Annotated in this window: 16 protein-coding genes and 3 pseudogenes; 15 read left to right on the top strand and 4 right to left on the bottom strand. The window is 70.6% G+C overall.

What is annotated here, in order from left to right; genetic code table 11:
• Positions 1-216: 216 nt before the first annotated feature.
• The gene (locus ACWD5Q_RS30940) at positions 217-783 is read left to right on the top strand and encodes a hypothetical protein (protein WP_451430381.1); all 567 of its coding nucleotides are present in this window, start codon (positions 217-219) and stop codon (positions 781-783) included.
• On the opposite strand, the gene ACWD5Q_RS30935 is transcribed toward ACWD5Q_RS30940, so the two are convergent.
• Together ACWD5Q_RS30935 and ACWD5Q_RS30930 are read right to left on the bottom strand one after the other, a co-directional pair.
• A complete protein-coding gene (locus ACWD5Q_RS30935) occupies positions 701-1531 on the bottom strand; it encodes an IS5 family transposase (protein ID WP_451430380.1) in 831 nt (276 codons plus the stop codon). The two genes, ACWD5Q_RS30940 and ACWD5Q_RS30935, sit on opposite strands and share 83 nt — an antisense overlap.
• A gap of 166 nt (positions 1532-1697) precedes the next feature.
• Positions 1698-2321 (bottom strand): hypothetical protein, encoded by a 624-nt coding sequence (locus tag ACWD5Q_RS30930; RefSeq protein ID WP_451430379.1) that lies wholly within the window; start codon positions 2319-2321, stop codon positions 1698-1700.
• 45 nt (positions 2322-2366) lie between these two features.
• Here ACWD5Q_RS30930 and ACWD5Q_RS30925 point away from each other — a divergent pair, with 45 nt between their 5' ends.
• Together ACWD5Q_RS30925 and ACWD5Q_RS30920 are read left to right on the top strand one after the other, a co-directional pair.
• Positions 2367-2732: a hypothetical protein gene (locus ACWD5Q_RS30925; RefSeq protein WP_451430378.1), complete on the top strand. Its 366-nt coding sequence runs from the start codon at positions 2367-2369 to the stop codon at positions 2730-2732.
• 115 nt (positions 2733-2847) lie between these two features.
• Positions 2848-3375 carry a hypothetical protein gene (locus ACWD5Q_RS30920; RefSeq protein ID WP_451430377.1) on the top strand — a complete coding sequence of 176 codons (528 nt, stop codon included), beginning with the start codon at positions 2848-2850 and terminating at the stop codon, positions 3373-3375.
• On the opposite strand, the gene ACWD5Q_RS30915 is transcribed toward ACWD5Q_RS30920, so the two are convergent.
• Positions 3323-4117, bottom strand: a complete 795-nt coding sequence (locus tag ACWD5Q_RS30915; protein WP_451430376.1) for an IS5 family transposase — start codon at positions 4115-4117, stop codon at positions 3323-3325. The genes ACWD5Q_RS30920 and ACWD5Q_RS30915 overlap by 53 nt on opposite strands.
• A 411-nt stretch (positions 4118-4528) precedes the next feature.
• On the opposite strand from ACWD5Q_RS30915, the gene ACWD5Q_RS30910 reads away from it, so the two are divergent.
• From ACWD5Q_RS30910 to ACWD5Q_RS30900, 3 genes and pseudogenes are all read left to right on the top strand, one after another.
• A complete protein-coding gene (locus tag ACWD5Q_RS30910) occupies positions 4529-4924 on the top strand; it encodes a hypothetical protein (RefSeq protein ID WP_451430375.1) in 396 nt (131 codons plus the stop codon).
• A gap of 98 nt (positions 4925-5022) precedes the next feature.
• Positions 5023-5633 (top strand): annotated as a pseudogene (locus ACWD5Q_RS30905) (winged helix-turn-helix domain-containing protein); the annotation flags it as partial.
• 406 nt (positions 5634-6039) lie between these two features.
• Entirely contained in the window at positions 6040-7449 is a 1410-nt protein-coding gene (locus ACWD5Q_RS30900; RefSeq protein ID WP_451430374.1) for a recombinase family protein, read from the top strand.
• Positions 7450-7849: 400 nt separating this feature from the next.
• Here ACWD5Q_RS30900 and ACWD5Q_RS30895 read toward each other — a convergent pair.
• Positions 7850-8074: pseudogene (locus ACWD5Q_RS30895) on the bottom strand (Rv2578c family radical SAM protein); the annotation flags it as partial.
• Positions 8075-8485: 411 nt separating this feature from the next.
• Here ACWD5Q_RS30895 and ACWD5Q_RS30890 point away from each other — a divergent pair.
• From ACWD5Q_RS30890 to ACWD5Q_RS30850, 9 genes and pseudogenes are all read left to right on the top strand, one after another.
• Positions 8486-9496: an NAD(P)H-dependent glycerol-3-phosphate dehydrogenase gene (locus tag ACWD5Q_RS30890; RefSeq protein ID WP_451430373.1), complete on the top strand. Its 1011-nt coding sequence runs from the start codon at positions 8486-8488 to the stop codon at positions 9494-9496.
• Between the two features lie 241 nt (positions 9497-9737).
• A complete protein-coding gene (locus tag ACWD5Q_RS30885) occupies positions 9738-10682 on the top strand; it encodes an alpha/beta hydrolase (RefSeq protein ID WP_451430372.1) in 945 nt (314 codons plus the stop codon).
• Between the two features lie 44 nt (positions 10683-10726).
• The gene (locus tag ACWD5Q_RS30880; RefSeq protein WP_355911699.1) at positions 10727-11170 is read left to right on the top strand and encodes an SRPBCC family protein; all 444 of its coding nucleotides are present in this window, start codon (positions 10727-10729) and stop codon (positions 11168-11170) included.
• Positions 11171-11558: 388 nt separating this feature from the next.
• Positions 11559-13955: an MFS transporter gene (locus ACWD5Q_RS30875; protein WP_451430371.1), complete on the top strand. Its 2397-nt coding sequence runs from the start codon at positions 11559-11561 to the stop codon at positions 13953-13955.
• Positions 13956-14130: 175 nt separating this feature from the next.
• Positions 14131-14220 (top strand): annotated as a pseudogene (locus tag ACWD5Q_RS30870) (sugar ABC transporter ATP-binding protein); the annotation flags it as partial.
• A gap of 77 nt (positions 14221-14297) precedes the next feature.
• Positions 14298-15200 (top strand): sugar phosphate isomerase/epimerase family protein, encoded by a 903-nt coding sequence (locus ACWD5Q_RS30865; RefSeq protein ID WP_451430370.1) that lies wholly within the window; start codon positions 14298-14300, stop codon positions 15198-15200.
• 24 nt (positions 15201-15224) lie between these two features.
• Positions 15225-15377: a hypothetical protein gene (locus tag ACWD5Q_RS30860; RefSeq protein WP_451430369.1), complete on the top strand. Its 153-nt coding sequence runs from the start codon at positions 15225-15227 to the stop codon at positions 15375-15377.
• A gap of 130 nt (positions 15378-15507) precedes the next feature.
• On the top strand, positions 15508-16341 hold the full coding sequence (locus tag ACWD5Q_RS30855; protein WP_451430368.1) for a M55 family metallopeptidase: 834 nt from the start codon (positions 15508-15510) through the stop codon (positions 16339-16341).
• Positions 16334-17656, top strand: coding sequence for a M20/M25/M40 family metallo-hydrolase (locus ACWD5Q_RS30850; protein WP_451430367.1), 1323 nt, complete (start codon positions 16334-16336; stop codon positions 17654-17656). The genes ACWD5Q_RS30855 and ACWD5Q_RS30850 overlap by 8 nt, the downstream gene beginning before the upstream one ends.
• The last annotated feature ends 1 nt before the right edge of the window (position 17657 follow it).

The raw sequence follows: 17657 nt of genomic DNA, 5'->3' as shown, positions 1-17657 counted from the left end.
ACGTAGGCAACGCCCTGCTCGAAGACAGTCAACGAACAGAAGAGCGGCGAACCGAACACCCCGTCCCCTGACCGTCGCAGGTTTTATCTCAAGCTGAGTGCGTTGTGGCAAAGGGAGTCCCTGTTCGATGAGCAGGGGCTTCTTCGTGTGCGGGGCGTGATCGCGACGGGGTAGGGGCAGGCAGCGGACGGCTTGTTGTTGATCGAGGAGGTCGCGATGCCGTCGGTGCTGGGGTTGATGGAACGGCGTGAGGCGCGGGCGAGGCAGGATCTGGAGTCCTGGACGGAGGTTCTGGAGCAGGCTCAGGCGGAGGTGGATGCCGCGCGGGAGCGAGTCGAGCGGGCCCGGGTGGGGCGTGAGGAGCTCGTGTCGGTGCTGGCCGAGGAGAGCACGGTTGATACGCCGGTTTCCGTGCCTTCGGGTGGCGAGGTGGTGACCGCTGTGGGATCCAGCGGCTTGGGCGCGGTGCGTGGCGAGCGGCCGCCGGTGTGGCGGTCCGGCATGGGCGAGGAGGTGCTCAGCGGCCTGTACCGGGAGGTGTTCGCCGCTGCGGTGGCCGCTGCGGGGCCGGTGAACGGGGTGGAGCTGACGCGGGCGGTGGGCCGGGAAGCGGAGATCAAGAACGAGGTGGAGAAGATCCGTCACCGTGCCTACGCGCTGGAGAAGCGGGGCTGGCTGGTGCGGGCGAAGGACGGACGGTTCACGCCCGCGCCCGGAGCAGTCGGCCGGGGCGCTTCTCCGGCCAGCGCGGAGCGTCCCCGGCCAGGCGCCGGGACAGCCTGATCACGGCGGCCCACCACACCATCTGGGCGTGGTGGTCGAGGCGGCGTTCGTGGTCGCGGTTGAGGCGGCGTGAGCGGGAGAGCCAGCTCAGCGTGCGCTCCACCACCCACCTGCGGGCCAGTACGACAAATCCGCGCCGCCCGTCAGAGCGGCGCACGACCTCGACGCGTACCCCGTGGCGGGCGAACGCCTTCGCCAGCGCCGGCCCCTGATAGGCGGTGTCGACCCACACCAGCTCCAGCAGCCGGCCCGGCTGGTCCATGAACGTCTCCAGCAGCGCGGGGGCGGCCTTGGAGTCGTGCACGTCGGCCGTGGTCACGGTGACCTCGAGGAGCAGACCCTCGGTATCGGTCAGGACGTGACGCTTGCGTCCGTCACGTGACTTACCGCCGTCGTATCCGCGACTGTCCTCGCCGACGGTCTCGGAGGCGTCCACCGACTGACTGTCGATGATTCCCGCACTGGGCTCGGCGTTGCGGCCTGTTTGCTCCCTCGCCGCGCGGCGCAGGCGTTCGTACAGTTCACGCACGTAGTCACAGGTACGCCAGCGGCGGAAGAAGTCATAGACCGCCCGCCAGTACGGGAAGTCGACCGGCAGGGCCATCCACCTCACGCCGTTGTCGACCAGGTAGCGCACAGCGTCGAGCATCTCGCGGTGGCAGTACGCCTCCGGACGCCCGCCCTGCTTCAGGAGCCAGGCCGGCACCGGCATCGCGGAGCGGACCTCGGCCCACTCCGCATCCGTCATGTCACTCGGATAGCACCGCGCCCGCCGTCCCGGCGCGATCGAACCGAACCTGTGCACGTAGCAGTCACACCCAGGGGCGGCCGTTGTGGACGCGAGCACAGCAGGGATGGTCAAATCGTCCGACAACGGGTCTCCTTGCTCGTGACCGGCCTCAACAACCACGTCACTACCAAGGGGCCCGTTTCTTCATGCCCACGACCACACCGACATCTCTGTCCGAATGATCACCCGCACTGCAGGCTTCGAACGAGATCCGGTTTGCCACAACGCACTCAGACACGATTGAGGCGACGTCCTCGCGCAAGGCCCCGGCAAAGCAGGAGTCCACGAGGACAAGCACGTGCTCGGCGGGGCTGTGCAGAGCGGCGAACACGATCTCCCGGGTGGGGAACGCCGTCCTTTCTAGGGCCTCTTCCTTGGTGAGCGCGAACGTGAGGTAGTGGTTGCGGGCGCCGGTGCTCATGCCGTGGCCGGTCACGTAGACGACAAGAGCCTCATCCGCAGGGGTCTCCACGAGGTCCTGCTCGGCCAGAAACCGTTTCAGGTCCTGCACCGAGTGCAGACCGCTCGCACGAGAGACCGTGAACCGGTGCTCCTTGGCGAGGACGGGTGAGGCGAGCCAGTCGGTGACGACGGATACCTGAGCTTCGATAGCTTGGGCGAAGTCCGCGCTGTCTTCTTTCTTGTAGTCGTCGACGCTTACGACCACGAGCCGTCGCCCAGCCGTCACCGGCTGCTGGTCCCCCTGCACGAGCACCTCACTGGATCGCTGAATCCTGTCCAGGCCCACACGATACGATCTGCGCGCCGATGGGGACGGACAGGGGACAGCAGCATGAACGAGACCACCGAGGCAGACGGGCACATCGTCGGTGTTCATGGCATCGGACAGGGAAGAACCAACGAAATCCGCCTCGCGTACGACTGGGGCAACGCGCTCAAGCGGGGCCTGACTCGGAGGTACGGCCCCCACACCGCCATCCCCAGCCTGACAGTGCCCCATTACACGGGCCTTTACCGGCCCGCCGCCGTTGGCGGCGACAGGCACTTGGGCCCTGGCGACGCGGAACTACTCGACGCGGATGAACCGATGGACGCGGAGGAGGAGGACTTCGTCATCCAGGCCCTCACGGCCTACGCGCCGGGTCCGCTGCCCGAGGCAGGCCCCCACCCGGGCACTCTCGGCGCGCCTCTGCCTTAGAAGCCGTATCTCAACCGAACATGATCGCTTGATTTCCGCTGGTCAGGCATGGTCTAGCTCGGAATGAGGGAGGCATGCGGCGTCTTGTTTCGGCTTCGTGATCGAGGGGTGCGCGATGGCATCGGTGCTGGGAATGCTGGAGGAGCGGGAGACAGCGGCCCGGGTGCGGGTGGAAGGACTGCGCGAGGAAGTCGCGCGGCTGGCTGGGGTGTTGGAGGCCGCAGAAATCGAGCTGGACCGGCGGGTGATCGCGCGGGAAGAGCTGGTGGAGGCCCTGGCGGCCTCAGCTGCCGAGACCACCGTCGCGAGCGAGGCGAAGGCGGAAACCGTGTCCTCGCCCCAGCCGGTGCCGGGCTCGATCGTGCCGCCTTGGCGCGAAGGACTGCCGGTGACAGTGCTGGCGCCGGACTACCAGCGGATTCTGGGTGTGCTCGATGAGCGCCAGCCTGCGGGCCAAGGGCTGCTGAAGGCCAGGGAGATCGCGTTGGGGCTGGGTCTTGAGACGACGCCGGCAAAGGTCGAAGGGGTGCGGTCGAAGGCCCGGCGTCTGGCGGAGCGCGGGTGGCTGGTGCAGGAGACGTCGGGGGCATTCAGCGTCGGCCGGCGGCCCGTGGCCGTGCCAGGCGCCGGCTCATCCGCGTGACCATCGACCACCGGATCATCGCCTCGCTGCTGGCCGGCAACGTCTCGTAGTCCCGGGCCAGCCGGCGCGAATGCATCAGCCACGCGAACGTGCGCTCTGCCACCCAGCGCCTGGGCAGCACCACGAACCCTGTCATGTCGTCGGTGCGTTTGACGATCTCCAAGGTCAGCGCGAGTTTCTGACGGCACCAGTCGACGAGGGAGCCGGTGTAGCCGCCGTCGGCCCAGACGAGGGTGATGTCGCGGTGCAGGCGGCGCAGCCGCGTCAGCAGGCCCGTGGCGGCGTCCCGGTCGCCGATGTTCGCGGCGGTGACCGCGACGACCAGGAGCAGACCGAGCGTGTCGGTCACGATGTGCCGCTTACGCCCGGGCACTTTCTTCCCGCCGTCGTAGCCGCGTGAGGCGGCCGGCACCGTCGCGGCGGCCCGCACCGACTGCGCGTCGATGATCCCCGCCGTGGGCTCGGCCTCACGGCCCTCGCGCTCACGGACCTTCCCGCGCAGCCGGTCGTGGAACTCGGCGATCAGCCCGTGCTCGCGCCAGCGGCGGAAGAAGGCGTAGACGCGGCCCCAGTCGGGGAAGTCCGCGGGCATCGCCCGCCAGGAGATGCCGCCCGCGACCAGGTAGCGGATCGCGTCCAGCAGCTGGCGGTGGCAGTAGCCCTCGGGCTGCCCGCCCCGGCCCTGGAGCCAGGCCGGCACCGGCAGCAACGGCCGGATGGCCGCCCACTCCGCGTCCGTCATGTCCGACGGATACCGGCGTACCCGGTCCGGATGGTCGGCCGCGTTGCCGTACACATGCGCGAGGCAATCACACGATGGAGCAGCCGAGTTGAACTGGACGGGCTCGGACGCGTACAACAACGACACCAGGGCCTCCCGGCATTGCTCGGTTAGATTCGCATCCCCGAACTACCGAGGGGCCCTGTCTTCATGCGCGCACAACGGGAAGATCACCCCGGCGGGAAACCTGTTCGACCCGCACGTTCCATGATCGGTTGAGATACGGCTTCTTACATCCCCAATGCGGTAACCCGTCGCCTGGCGGCGGCGGATGCCCGCCACGGACGGGGAGCTGGGGCAAAGGTTCTGGTTCTGGTCCGGCAGGCATACCGTTACCTGCACGACGAGGAACTCGGCCAGCAGATCCGCAAGGTGATCCGGGCCGAGATCGAACGCTCTGGAGCGCGCATCCTCATCGCTCACTCGCTCGGCAGCGTCATCGCGTACGACATGCTGCAACGCCGGGAACTGCAGGATCCCGACACCCACACCCTGATCACCTGCGGCTCCCCGCTGGGCTGGCTCACCATACGCCGCGGCCTTCCGGGCGACGCCCACCTGAGCGTGCCGGAGCCGCTCCACTGGCAGAATTTCCACGCCGACGGAGACCCGGTAACCGGAGGGGCGGGCCTCGCGCACGTTGTGACGTCAGGATCGCTCCTCGACATCCGCGTCAGCAACGGCATTGCTGCCCCTCACGACGCCGTCCGATACCTGTCCCAGGCCCCCCTCGCCGACACGGTCGTTACGCGGACCGCCGCTTCATAGGCCCCCGTTACTGATCTCTTCGGATTGGTGTCGGGGGTGGTGACGTGTGGTGATCCCTGCGGTAGTCCGGAGGTAGGCGGTACGCGCAGGGTGGTGGACTGACCGCGGAGCGGCGGCGGTTTCGTGAGCGGATCCGGTACGGGGCAGGCGAGCGGTTCGGGCGCGGTGAGAGAACCGCGGTGATCGCGAAGGATCTGCGGGTGAGTGAGCGGTCGGTGGAACGCTGGCGCCGTGCCTGGCGGGAGGGCGGGACGGCCGCGCTCGCTTCCGCGGGGCCACCGAAACTGCCCAGGCTGTCCGACGACCAGTTCGGCGAGTTGGAGAAGGAGCTGGCGCTGGGACCGGCCGTGCACGGCTGGGAGGACCAGCGTTGGACCCTGGCCCGGATCAGAGCGTTGATCGCCTGGAAGTTCTCACTGGATTGTTTGTCGGCGGCGGTGTGGCGGTTGCTGCACCGGCACGGCTGGTCGTGGCAGTGTCCCGCCCGCCGGGCTCTGGAGCGCGACGAGCAGGCGGTGGGCCTGTGGAAGAAGGATGTGTGGCCGCAGGCGGAATGACTGCGGCGGCGTTGGGCGCGTACATCGTGTTCGAGGACGAGGCCGGGTTCTCGATGACGCCGCCACGTGCCCGCACCTGGGGCCGGCGTGGACACACGCCGGTGGTGCGGGTGCGCGGCCGCTCCTGGCGCCGCTGGTCGATCGCCGCGATATCCGGACGGCCGATATCCGGTTACTCGTAGTGCCGCACTCCAGTCCGCAGATCAGCCTGTCGGTCTCGAGCCTCGGTGTGAGACCAACCGGTCTTCCGGGGCATGCATGGATTGCTCGGTCGAGGTCGGAGCGGGTGCTGGAGTGCTCATCACCTGGGATGACCGCAGGCGGAGAGTTCAGTGCACTGAGCACTTTCAGAGTGGCCACCGAATGGGTGACGGGGCTGGGGGGAGCGTGCAGCCGGTCCATGGAGCAGCACGGCGTAAGCTGTCCTCTCCGCCTTGTTCGGGGCGGCTGCTGGCCTGGTGCCTCCGGGGTCGGGAATGACCTCGTCATGCCTTTCCAGGCCTTGTCCGCGTTCGGGGTGCTGAGCGTCGGCCCTCCCGGGCTCAATATGGTCATGCAGTGAAGTGCACGAGGGGTGCGTCATACGAGCGCATCAGCAAGGCGGATGAGGGCGACGAGGACGGTGTCATCCGTCAGGGCGAGGACACCGCAGAGTTGGCCGAACGGCGCGGAATCCCCCTCCAGGGGCGCCGCTTCCGGGACAACGACAAGTCGGCCACCCACGGCAAGCACCGCCCCCAGTACGAGCTCCTCATGGCTGCCGTACAGGGCGGCGAAGTCGACGTCATCATCGTCTACATGCTCGGCCGGCTCTGGCGGAACCGGCGCGAACGGGCCGAGGGAATCGAGATCCTCCGCAAGCACGAGGTGTCCGTGCTGTGCGTCAAGGGCCCCGAGTTGGACCTCACGACGGCCGCTGGCCGCCTCCTCGCCGGCCTCCTCGGCGAGGTCGACACGTTCGAGGTCGAGCAGATGTCGGAGCGGGAGCAGCGGGAGATGCGCCAGCGCGTCGAGCGCGGCCTGCCGCCGACCGGGCCGCGCTGCTTCGGTTACACCGCAGACGGCGCGGAGCTCGTCGAAGACGAGGCCGCCGAGGTCAAGGACTGCTTTCACGCGCTGCTCGCCGGAGCGACCCTCTCCGGCATGGCCGCCGACCTCAACGAGCGGGGCATCCTCAACCGCAACGGCAAACCCTGGTCACACAACGCCATCCGCGGCGTACTCCTGAACGAGCGCTACGCAGGGCTGCGTCAGTACCGCGGCGAGCTGTACCCGGGTAAGTGGCCGGTCATCGTGGACGAGGCCACATGGCGGGCGGTGAAGCACGTCCTTGAGGACGAGAGCCGGGCGACGAGCCCGGGACCGGGCCGGCGGTGGCTGCTGTCGGGGATCGCCCGGTGCGGTGTCTGCGACGACGGGACGACCGTGACGTCCGGGTCGCGGGGCGGCCCGAAAGGCACGCGGGGGCTCACGACGCCGCTGTACCGGTGCCGGAAGACGAAGCACCTGGCGCGCGGTACGGGACCGATCGACCTCACCGTCGAGGAGTACGTGATCCGGCGCCTGTCGCGCGCCGACGCCGTCGATCTCCTCGTCGACGAGACCTCACCGAGGGCGGAGGAGCTGTGGGCGAAGGCCGTTGCCTTGCGGTCCCGAATCAGGTCCCTGACCGGCGAGTTCGCGGATGACGACGATGCGGACGCCGCCGAATTCAAGGCCGCTACCCGCAGGATCAAGGCCCGGCTGGCTGACGTCGAGGCGCAGATGGCGCACCTGCAGCGGGCACGCGTCCTGGTGGGCATCGTGACCGCCGAAGATCCCGCCGAGGCCTGGAAGGATCTGACGCTGGACCGGCAGCGTGCGGTGGTCGGGACGCTGGCCACGGTAACGGTCCTGCCCGGCCGTCCGGGCAGGGCGCCGTTCGATCCGCGATCGGTACGGATCGAGCCGCTCCGGGGCATGGGCTGACCCCGCGGGCGGAGCAGCCCGAGGGGTCGCCTGGGCCTCGCAGGGCGATTGTCCGCAGGCTGGTTCCGCGCGGCCTGTACGGGCCGGTGCGGGACTGCCTCGAGGGCGTCCTGGGCGGCTGACGCGTTCCTGAGGTGTGGCTGCTGCTGGTGCGTCGGTTACAGGCCCTTCGCTGTGCGGTCGCGCAGCAGCAGCCACTGACTCGCGTCGGCGCCGCCTGAGCGCGCAGCCGGTCCATGCAGCAGCACGGCGTAAGCCGTCCTCTCCGCCTCGCTCGGGGCGGCATACTGGCCTGGCGCCTCCGGGGTTGGGAATGACCTCGTCATGCCTTTCCAGGCCTTGTCCGCGTTCGGAGTGCTGAGCATCGGCCCTCCCGGGCTCAATAGGGTCATGCAGTGAAGTACACGCACGCGTGGGTACAACCCCTGTAGGGGTTGACCGTCCACTCGAACGGCATGCGCGAGGCGCCCGGCACCCGGTTCACGATCGAGCGGGCCCGGACCTCGTGGAAGGTGATGCCGCGGAACTCCGGGGTGTCGAAGGTGCGGGTGGTCACCGTGTCCGCGTCGAACAGCGCGGCGTCGCGGGCCGTGGCGGGGTTCTCGGCCAGATGGTCCCAGCGCATGGGCACCTCCTCGGTAGCACTGGCCACAGAATAGAACACGCGTTCCCATGATCGCGAGGTAGATTCGATTGCGAGTTCGATTCCCTGTGGTGTCGGCTCTGGCCTGCGGATTTCGTCCGGGGCCGTCCCGGGGCGGTGAGCGCGCGCAGGCGAGGTCGGCGCGTCCATCGTCTCCCTTGGCGCGATCTGCGGCATGACGGCCGGCTGCTTCGACGGGCAGGCCCACCTTGTCCTTTCCCTGTTGCATTCGGCGCCGGTGTGCTTGGCCCGGCCCCTCGCAGGCCCGGACCGTAGGCTCCCAGCGTGACCACCCTTGAAACCATCGCGGATGCCCTCGGTGTTGACCCCGTCCGGCCAGGATGCCCGTTCCCGCCCCGGCGACCGGCCCGCGTCCGTGGAGAGGACCCCGACGTGACCCACCGTTCCGCCCGCGCGGCGGTCCTCTCGGCCGGGTCCTGGGGCACCGCCGTGGCCAGGATTCTGGCCGACGCCGGCACTGACGTCGTCATGCACGCCCGCCGGGCCGAGATCGCCGACGGCATCAACACCGCGCACCGCAACCCCGCCTACTTCCCGGACGTCGAGCTGCCCGCCACCGTTACCGCGACAACCGACCCGGCCGCGGCGATGACGGGCGCGGACATCCTCGTGCTGTCCATCCCCGCGCAGTCCCTGCGGGCCAACCTCGGCGCGTGGACCCCGCACATCGAGCCTCACACAGTGATCGTGACGCTGATGAAAGGCATCGAGCAGGGCACCCGACTGCGGGCCAGTCAGATCATCACCGAGGTCACCGGTGTCAGCGCGGACCGGGTCGCGGTGCTCTCCGGCCCGAATCTGGCGCGCGAGATCATGGCCGGGCAGCCCGCCGCCGCCACCATCGCGTGCCCCGACGAGGATGCCGCCCGCCGCGTCCAGCAGGCCTGCCGCACGACGTATTTCCGGCCCTACACCAGCACCGACGTGACCGGCTGTGAGGTGGGCGGCGCGGTGAAGAACGTCATCGCGCTCGCGGTCGGCATCGCGTCGGGCAGGGGCCTGGGCGACAACGCCACCGCGATGCTGATCACCCGGGGACTGGCGGAGACCACCCGGCTCGCTGTCGCCATGGGTGCCCATCCGGCCACCCTCGCCGGACTGGCCGGAATGGGCGACCTGGTCGCCACGTGCTCCTCCCCGCTCTCCCGCAACCGCGCCTTCGGTGCCTCCCTCGGTCGGGGTCTGAGTGTCGAGCAGGCGACGGCCGCCACCCGGCAGACCACCGAGGGCGTCACATCCGCCGAGGGCCTCCTCGCTCTGGCCGCCGCCCACGACGTCGAGATGCCGATCACCGCAGTGATCTCGGCTCTGTTGAGCGAGAAGATCACCCTCGACCAGGCCAGGACTGCCCTGATGGGGCGGCCCGCCAAGCCCGAGCGCTGACCGATTGGCCCGAGCGCTGACCGATCGCCCGCCTGCGCGGGCTGCCCGCCCACTCCTTTCACCCGAGTGGAGAACGCACGTTCCCATCGTCGAGAGGCGAATTCGATGAGGAGTTTGATTTCCTCATGCGCAGTATCTGACCTGCGGTTTTTCTCCGGGGCATCCCGGAGCGGTGAGCCCACGAGGGCGAGGTCGGCGCGTCCAGCGTCTCCCCTGCCGCGATCTGCGTCATAACGGACGGGTGGAGACGTCGAAACCGTCGCAGCCCCTGTCCGCGGGCGTGCGCCCCCTCACCCTGGACGCCGCGGGCGTCACCCTGTCGTGTCTGCTCGCCGAGCCGCCGGACGGACAGCCGCGCGCCACCGTGGTCGCCGTGCACGGCGGCGGCATGACGGCCGGCTACTTCGACGGACAGGCCCACCCCGACCTGTCCCTGCTGACACTCGGCGCCCGCCTCGGCTTCACGGTGCTCGCCCTGGACCGGCCCGGCTACGGGCTCTCCGCGGAGCAACTGCCCGCCGGACAGACCCTGGCCGAGCAGGCCGAGGTGCTGGAGGCGGTCATGGACCGGTTCGCGCAGCGGTACGCCACGGGAGCGGGGTTCTTTCTGCTGGCCCACTCCTACGGCGGCAAACTCGCCTTCGTCACCGCCGCACACACCCAACGGCCGCTCGCTCTCGACGTGTCGGGCTGTGGCTACCGCTACGACATCGAACCCGCCGAGCTGCCCCGGGTCCTCAGCCGTTCCTCCTGGGGGCGCAACTGGGGTCCGCTGCGGCTGTATCCGCCGGACACGTTCCGTTCGCTCGGCGCACTGGTGGCCCCCATGCCGGTGCGCGAGGCGGACGAAGTCGCCCGCTGGCCGGGGATGTTCGAGGAACTCGCGTCCCGCGTCCGCGTCCCCGTACGGATGACCTTCGCCGAACACGAGGCGTGGTGGCTGCACGGGGAGCAGGACATCAGGGAGATCACCGCCCGGCTGACCGCGGCACCCGCGCTCCGGATCGAGCGCCAGCCGGCCGCGGGCCACAACATCAGCCTGGGCTGGACGGCGCGCGCCTACCATCTGCGCGCCCTGGGCTTCTTCGAGGAGTGTCTCGCGGTGTTCCGCGCCCGGCGCGGCCGGCCGGCCGCGGACGACTGCCCGGTACCGGCGTCCCCGTCCGTCCCGGTACCCGGGGTGTGATGGGATGGCGGACGCCCCATCAGACGGACAGGAAGAGGATGGTCATGGCGCAGGTCGAGGCCACGACGGAGCGGATCATCGCGGCGGACGCGGAGACGGTGTTCGACACCCTCGCCGACTACAGCGGCGCCCGTGCGAGGCTGCTGCCCGAGCAGTTCAGCGAGTACGAGGTGCGCGAGGGCGGCGACGGCGAGGGCACCCTCGTGCACTGGAAGCTCCAGGCCACCAGCAAGCGCGTTCGTGACTGCCTGCTCGAGGTCAGCGAGCCGACCGACGGGGAACTGGTCGAGAAGGACCGCAACTCCTCCATGGTGACCACCTGGCGGGTCACCCCGGCCGGTGAGGGCAGGTCCCGGGTCGTCGTGACCACCACCTGGAAGGGGGCGGGCGGCATCGGCGGCTTCTTCGAGAAGACCTTCGCGCCCAAGGGCCTCGCCCGGATCTACGACGCCGAACTCGCGAAGCTGGCCGCCGAGGTGGAGAAGTGACGCAGGTGGCAGCAGCCGCACGCAGGCGGTGACATGACGTCGACGGCCGCGTGATGTCGGGGCCGTGTGACGCCCGTGGCGGCGTGACACCAGTGCGAAGCGGCCCCGCACGCGACCGGCGCGAGCCCCCTGCCTCGTTGTGGCCCCTTGTGCGCTCCGGGGCGTGAAGCCCCCATTCCAAGCCTCCGGAGCGCACTCCGCCAGTCGTCCGGCTGAATCTCACGCTCACCGTTTCGAGTGGTTTTCTGCATGACACGGTTGTCCGTCGTAGGGCTCCGACCGGCGGATACCTCCGGACCGCTTGCCTCCCCGCCAACCGGCCGCGCTTGAACCAGTTGTCGCGCGATGCGAGAAAGGGGCGGCGCAGCGGCGACGAGGGGAGCGGTACGTGGGCGGGACGACGGTGATGGACGTGGACAGCGAGCGGGCCGTGCCGCCCGTGCTCCTGGACACGCCCCAGGAGCCGGCCGCTGCCGAACGCCCCGTGGCACTCGGTTCCCGCCGGGTGCGCCTCGTCTTCGTCGGGCTGATGCTCGCGCTGCTGCTCGCGGCCCTCGACCAGATGATCGTGGCCACCGCGCTCCCGAAGATCGTCGGCGAGCTGCACGGCCTGGACCGGATGTCCTGGGCCATCACGGCCTATCTGCTGACGTCCACGGTGGGACTGCCGGTCTACGGCAAGTGCGGGGACCTGTTCGGCCGCAAGAGCGTCTTCCAGTTCGCGATCGCCGCCTTCGTCGTCGGCTCCGCGCTCGCGGGCCGGGCGGGGACCATGGACCAGCTGATCGCCTTCCGCGCCGTCCAGGGCGTCGGAGCCGGCGGGCTCATGATCGGTGTGCAGGCGATCATCGCCGATATCGTGCCGCCCCGTGAACGCGGCCGGTTCATGGGACTGATCGGCGCCGTCTTCGGCCTCGCCTCCGTCGCGGGACCGCTGCTCGGCGGCTACTTCACGGACCATCTGTCCTGGCGCTGGTGCTTCTACATCAACGTGCCCTTCGGACTGGTCACCCTGGCTGTCGTCACCGTGGTGCTGAAGCTGCCGAAGCCCGCCGTGAGGGGCCGGCTCGACGTGCCCGGCACCCTGCTGCTGGCCGCCGCGTCCACCTGCCTGGTGCTGCTGACCAGTTGGGGCGGCACCGAGTACGCGTGGGGGTCGCACGTCATCCTGGGGCTCGGCGCCGGCGCGGCGCTCGCCGTCGCGCTCTTCCTGGTCGCCGAGCGGTTCGCCGCCGAACCCCTCATCCCGCTGCGGCTGTTCCGTGACTCCGTCTTCAACGTCACCGCCCTGGTGGGTCTGGTGATCGGAGTCGCGCTGTTCGGCGCCGCCAGCTACCTTCCCACGTTCCTGCAGATGGTCGACGGGGCGAGCGCCACGGGGTCCGGGCTGCTGATGCTGCCGATGATGGCCGGGGTCGTCGGCGCGTCCATCATCGGCGGGCAACTCGTCAGCCGCACCGGCCGGTACAAGGTGTTCCCGGTGCTCGGCAGCGCCGTGGCGGCGGTCGGCATGTGGCTGCTGTCCCGGCTCGACGTGGACACGCCCCGGCTCCAGTACAGCGTCTGGATGGCGGTCCTCGGAGCAGGCATCGGCATGGTGATGCCGGTGCTGGTCCTCGCCGTGCAGAACTCCGTGCGCCCCGCCGACCTCGGCACCGCGACCAGCGCCAACAACTACTTCCGGCAGATCGGCGGAAGCGTGGGCGCGGCCGTCTTCGGCACGCTGTTCGCGAACCGCCTCGCCGGCGCGCTGGAGCAACGCCTCCCGCCACACGCCGGCGCCCGCCTGCCCGACCCCGAGTCCATCACCCCGCAGCTCGTCCACGCGCTGCCGCCCGCACTGCGCGACACGTACATCGAGGCGTACGCCGACGCCATGCCGAGAGTCTTCCTCTCCTTCGTGCCGGTGCTCGTCCTCGGCCTGCTCATCGCCTTCTTCCTCAAGGAGAAACCGCTGGTGTCCCACAACGCCCCCGCCGAGTCCCCGCCCGCGGCCCAGGTCCCGCAGGCGCGTTCGCCGCACGCCGCCGGAGTGCCCGTCTGCGGCACGGTCCAGCACCCCGACGGCACCGTCGTGCCGCGTGCGGCGCTCACCCTCATCGACGTCGCGGGACAGCAGATCGGGCGCGGCGCGAGCGGCGAGGACGGGCGGTACGCGCTGTCCACGCCGGGATCCGGGTCCTACGTCCTGATCGCCGCGGCCGGCGGCCACCAGCCGCAGGCGGTCTCGGTGACCGTGGGGGAGCGCCCCGTGGAACTGGACGTCGTGCTCGGCGGCGCGGGACGGCTGGCGGGCAGCGTGCTGACCGCCGACGGCACGCCGGTGCGCGACGCCGCCGTCACACTCACCAACGTGCACGGGGAAGTGGTCGCGAGCACCCGCAGCGGGCGTGAAGGGAGCTATGTCATCACGGAGTTGGTGGCCGGGGAGTACACCCTGGCCGCCAGTGCGCCCGCGTTCCGGCCGGCCGCGCTGCCCGTCACCGTGCAAGCCTCCCGCGAGACCCGGCAGGACGTCGAACTCGCGGGCGGTGCGGTGCTGCGCGGCACCGTGCGCTCGGGCGGCGGACGACCGGTCGAGGACGCCCGGGTCACGCTGCTCGACGCGGCCGGCAATGTCGTCGACACGCTGACGACGGGGGCCGACGGAACGTTCCGGTTCGTCGACCTGTCGTCCGGGGAGTACACCGTGATCGCCGCCGGGTACCCACCGGTGGCCACCGTGTTGCAGGTCGCCGGGGGCGGCCGGACGGAACGCGACCTGCAACTGGGCCACGAGGACTGAAAGGCCCCGCGCACCCCGGCGGAGCGGCACGAGGCCCCGGGGCGCGCGCCCCCGTGCGCGCCGGAGGCGCCCCGCGGGCCGGGCGCAGGATGCGGGACGATACAACTACGGACCGGTCCGAAGAGGGGCAGCCATGGTGAGTACGCCCGGCGTCGCCGCCGTGGGGTTCGGCTGGGTGGGCATCGTCCTCGACGACCGCGGACAGCCCATCGGCACCCCCTCCGGCGGCCGGCGCCCGTGCGTGGCGATCGCCCGCGCCGTCTACTGTCGGCAGCGAGGGACTCCCCGAAGCGGAGGACCTCCAGGCACCCGTGGCGGCACCTCCCGAAGGGAACTCCTGACATGACCCCTGCCCTGGACCGCATCCGGGTCGGCTCGGCCCCGGACTCCTGGGGCGTCTGGTTCCCCGACGACCCGCAGCAGGTGCCGTGGGAACGCTTCCTCGACGAGGTCGCCGAGGCCGGCTACTCCTGGATCGAGCTCGGCCCCTACGGCTATCTGCCGACCGACCCGGCACGGCTCACCGACGAGGTGAACCAGCGGAACCTGAAGGTGTCGGCGGGCACCGTCTTCACCGCGCTGCACCGCGGACCCGCCGTCTGGGAGTCCACCTGGGAGCACGTCGGCCAGGTCGCCGCGCTCACCCGGGCGATGGGCGCCCGGCACCTCGTCGTCATCCCCTCCTTCTGGCGGGACGACAAGACCGCCGAGATCATCGAGCCGTCCGAGCTGACCGCCGAGCAGTGGACCCACCTCACCCGGGGCATGGAGCGGCTCGGCCACGAGGTCAGGGAGGCCTACGGCCTCGACATCGTCGTCCATCCGCACGCCGACACCCACATCGACACCGAGGAGCACGTCGAGCGCTTCCTCGACTCGACCGACCGCGACCTCGTCAACCTCTGCCTGGACACCGGGCACTACGCCTACTGCGGCGGCGACAGCGTCAAGCTCATCGAGACCTACGGCGAGCGCATCGGCTATCTGCATCTCAAGCAGGTCGACCCGGAGATCCTCGCCGACGTCGTGCGGGGCGGGGTGCCTTTCGGGCCCGCCGTGCAGCGCGGCGTGATGTGCGAACCCCCGGCCGGCGTGCCCGCGCTGGAACCCGTCCTCGCCGCCGCCCAGGGCCTCGGCGTCGACCTCTTCGCCATCGTCGAGCAGGACATGTACCCCTGCCCGCCGGACAAGCCGCTGCCCATCGCCCGCCGCACCCGCGCATTCCTCCGCTCCTGCGGCGCCTGACCCGCGAAGGGACGAGCAACCGCCATGACCCGGCGTGGAACGCTCGGTGTCGCCGTCAGCGGCACCGGGCGGACGGGCGCCGACCACGTACGCCGCCTCAGCAAGGTGGTCCGGGCCCAGCGGGAGGGCCGCCGCACCGAGGTCGAACCGGTCGAACGCCCCGCGCTCCACCGCTGAGCCGCCCCGGCCGTGGCCGGCCCCCGGTCGGCCCCGGCCGGCGCTCACCGTCCGCACCGGGCAGCCGTGCCGAGGACACTTGTCCACAGGGCTGGTCACGCATCGTCACGAACGCGTACGGTTTCGTGCCATGAAGATCCTCATCAGCGCCGACATGGAGGGCGCCACCGGTGTGACCTGGCCGGCCGACGTGCTGCCCGGGACGCCGCAATGGGAGCGGTGCCGGGCGATGTTCACCTCGGACGTGAACGCCGCCGTGCTCGGATTCCTCGACGGCGGCGCCGACGAGGTGCTGATCAACGAGGCGCACTGGACCATGCGCAATCTGCTCCTGGAGCGGCTCGACGAGCGGGCGCAGATGCTCACCGGCCGTCACAAGTCCCTGTCCATGGTGGAGGGCGTGCAGCACGGCGACGTGGACGGCATCGCGTTCATCGGCTATCACGCGGGCGCCGGCATGGAAGGCGTACTGGCGCACACATACCTCGCCAACTCCATCACCGGCGTCTGGCTGAACGACGTCCGCGCCAGCGAGGGCCTGCTGAACGCGCGGGTCGTCGCCGAGTACGGCGTGCCCGTGATCCTGATCACCGGCGACGACGTGGCCTGCGAGGACGCGCTCGGATACGCACCGGAGGCGCTCAAGGTCGCCGTCAAGGACCATGTCTCCCGCTACGCGGCCGTGTGCCGCACCCCCGCCCGAACCGCCGCCGAGATCCGCGCCGCCGCCAAGGAGGCGGCCTCGCTGGCGGTACGTCAGGAGCCCGTCAGCGGCGGCCCGTTCACCGTGTCCCTCGAATTCGACGCCGAGCACCTGGCGATGGCCGCCACCGTCGTACCGGGCGTGGACCGCATCGGTGAGCGCAAGGTGGCGTACACGAGCGCCACCATGTACGAGGGCATCCGTACCTTCAAGGCGGTCACCACGATCGTCTCGGCCGCGGTGGAGGAGCAGTATGGCTGACCAGCAGGCACTCGACGAGGTCGTGCGCTTCACGTCCGACCTCATCCGTATCGACACCACCAACCGCGGCGGCGGCGACTGCCGGGAGCGGCCCGCCGCCGAGTACGCGGCCGCGCGGCTGGCCGAAGCGGGCCTGGAGCCCACGCTCCTGGAGCGCACCGAGGGCCGGACGAACGTCGTCGCCCGGATCGAGGGCACCGACCCCTCCGCGGACGCGCTGCTCGTCCACGGCCACCTCGACGTGGTGCCCGCCGAGGCCGCCGACTGGAGCGTGCACCCGTTCTCCGGGGAGGTGCGCGACGGTGTCGTCTGGGGCCGCGGCGCGGTCGACATGAAGAACATGGACGCGATGATCCTCGCGGTCGTGGCGGCCTGGGCACGCGCGGGCGTGCGGCCCCGCCGCGACCTCGTCATCGCGTTCACCGCCGACGAGGAGGCGAGCGCCCAGGACGGCTCCGGGTTCCTGGCGGACCACCACGGTCACCTCTTCGAGGGGTGCACCGAGGGCATCAGCGAGTCCGGCGCGTTCACGTTCCACGACGGCAGCGGCCGGCGGATCTACCCCATCGCGGCGGGTGAGCGCGGCACCGCCTGGCTCAAGCTCACCGCCCGCGGCCGGGCCGGCCACGGCTCCAAGCCCAACCACAGCAACGCCGTCACCCGGCTCGCCACCGCCGTCGCCCGCATCGGCGCCCACGAGTGGCCGCTGCGGCTCACCCCGACCGTGCGGGCCGCGCTCACCGAACTCGCCGCCCTGTACGGCCTCGACGCCGACCCCGGCGGCCTCGACGACCCCGCCGCCATCGACGGTCTCCTGGAGAAGCTCGGCCCGGCCGCCGCTCTGGTCCGGCCGACCGTCCGCAACAGCGCCAACCCGACCATGCTGGAGGCCGGTTACAAGGTCAACGTGATCCCGGGCGAGGCCGTCGCCTACGTCGACGGACGCTATCTGCCCGGCACGGAGGACGAGTTCCGCACCGCCCTCGACGAACTGACCGGGCCGGACGTGGACTGGGAGTTCCACCACCGTGAGGTCGCCCTCCAGGCGCCGGTGGACGCGCCGACGTTCGCCCGGATGCGCGCCGCCGTGGAGGAGTTCGCGCCCGAGGGACACGTGGTGCCGTACTGCATGTCGGGCGGCACGGACGCCAAGCAGTTCTCCCGCCTTGGCATCACCGGATACGGCTTCGCGCCGCTGAAGCTGCCCGAGGGCTTCGACTACCAGGCCCTCTTCCACGGCGTCGACGAACGCGTCCCCGTCGAGGCCCTGCACTTCGGGGTCCGCGTCCTCGACCGCTTCCTGCGGACGGCCTAGA

It is taken from the genome of Streptomyces sp. NPDC002513 (genome assembly GCF_053595355.1).
Note: the sequence above shows the minus strand (reverse complement) of the source record. Positions and strands in the feature narration are given on the sequence as shown.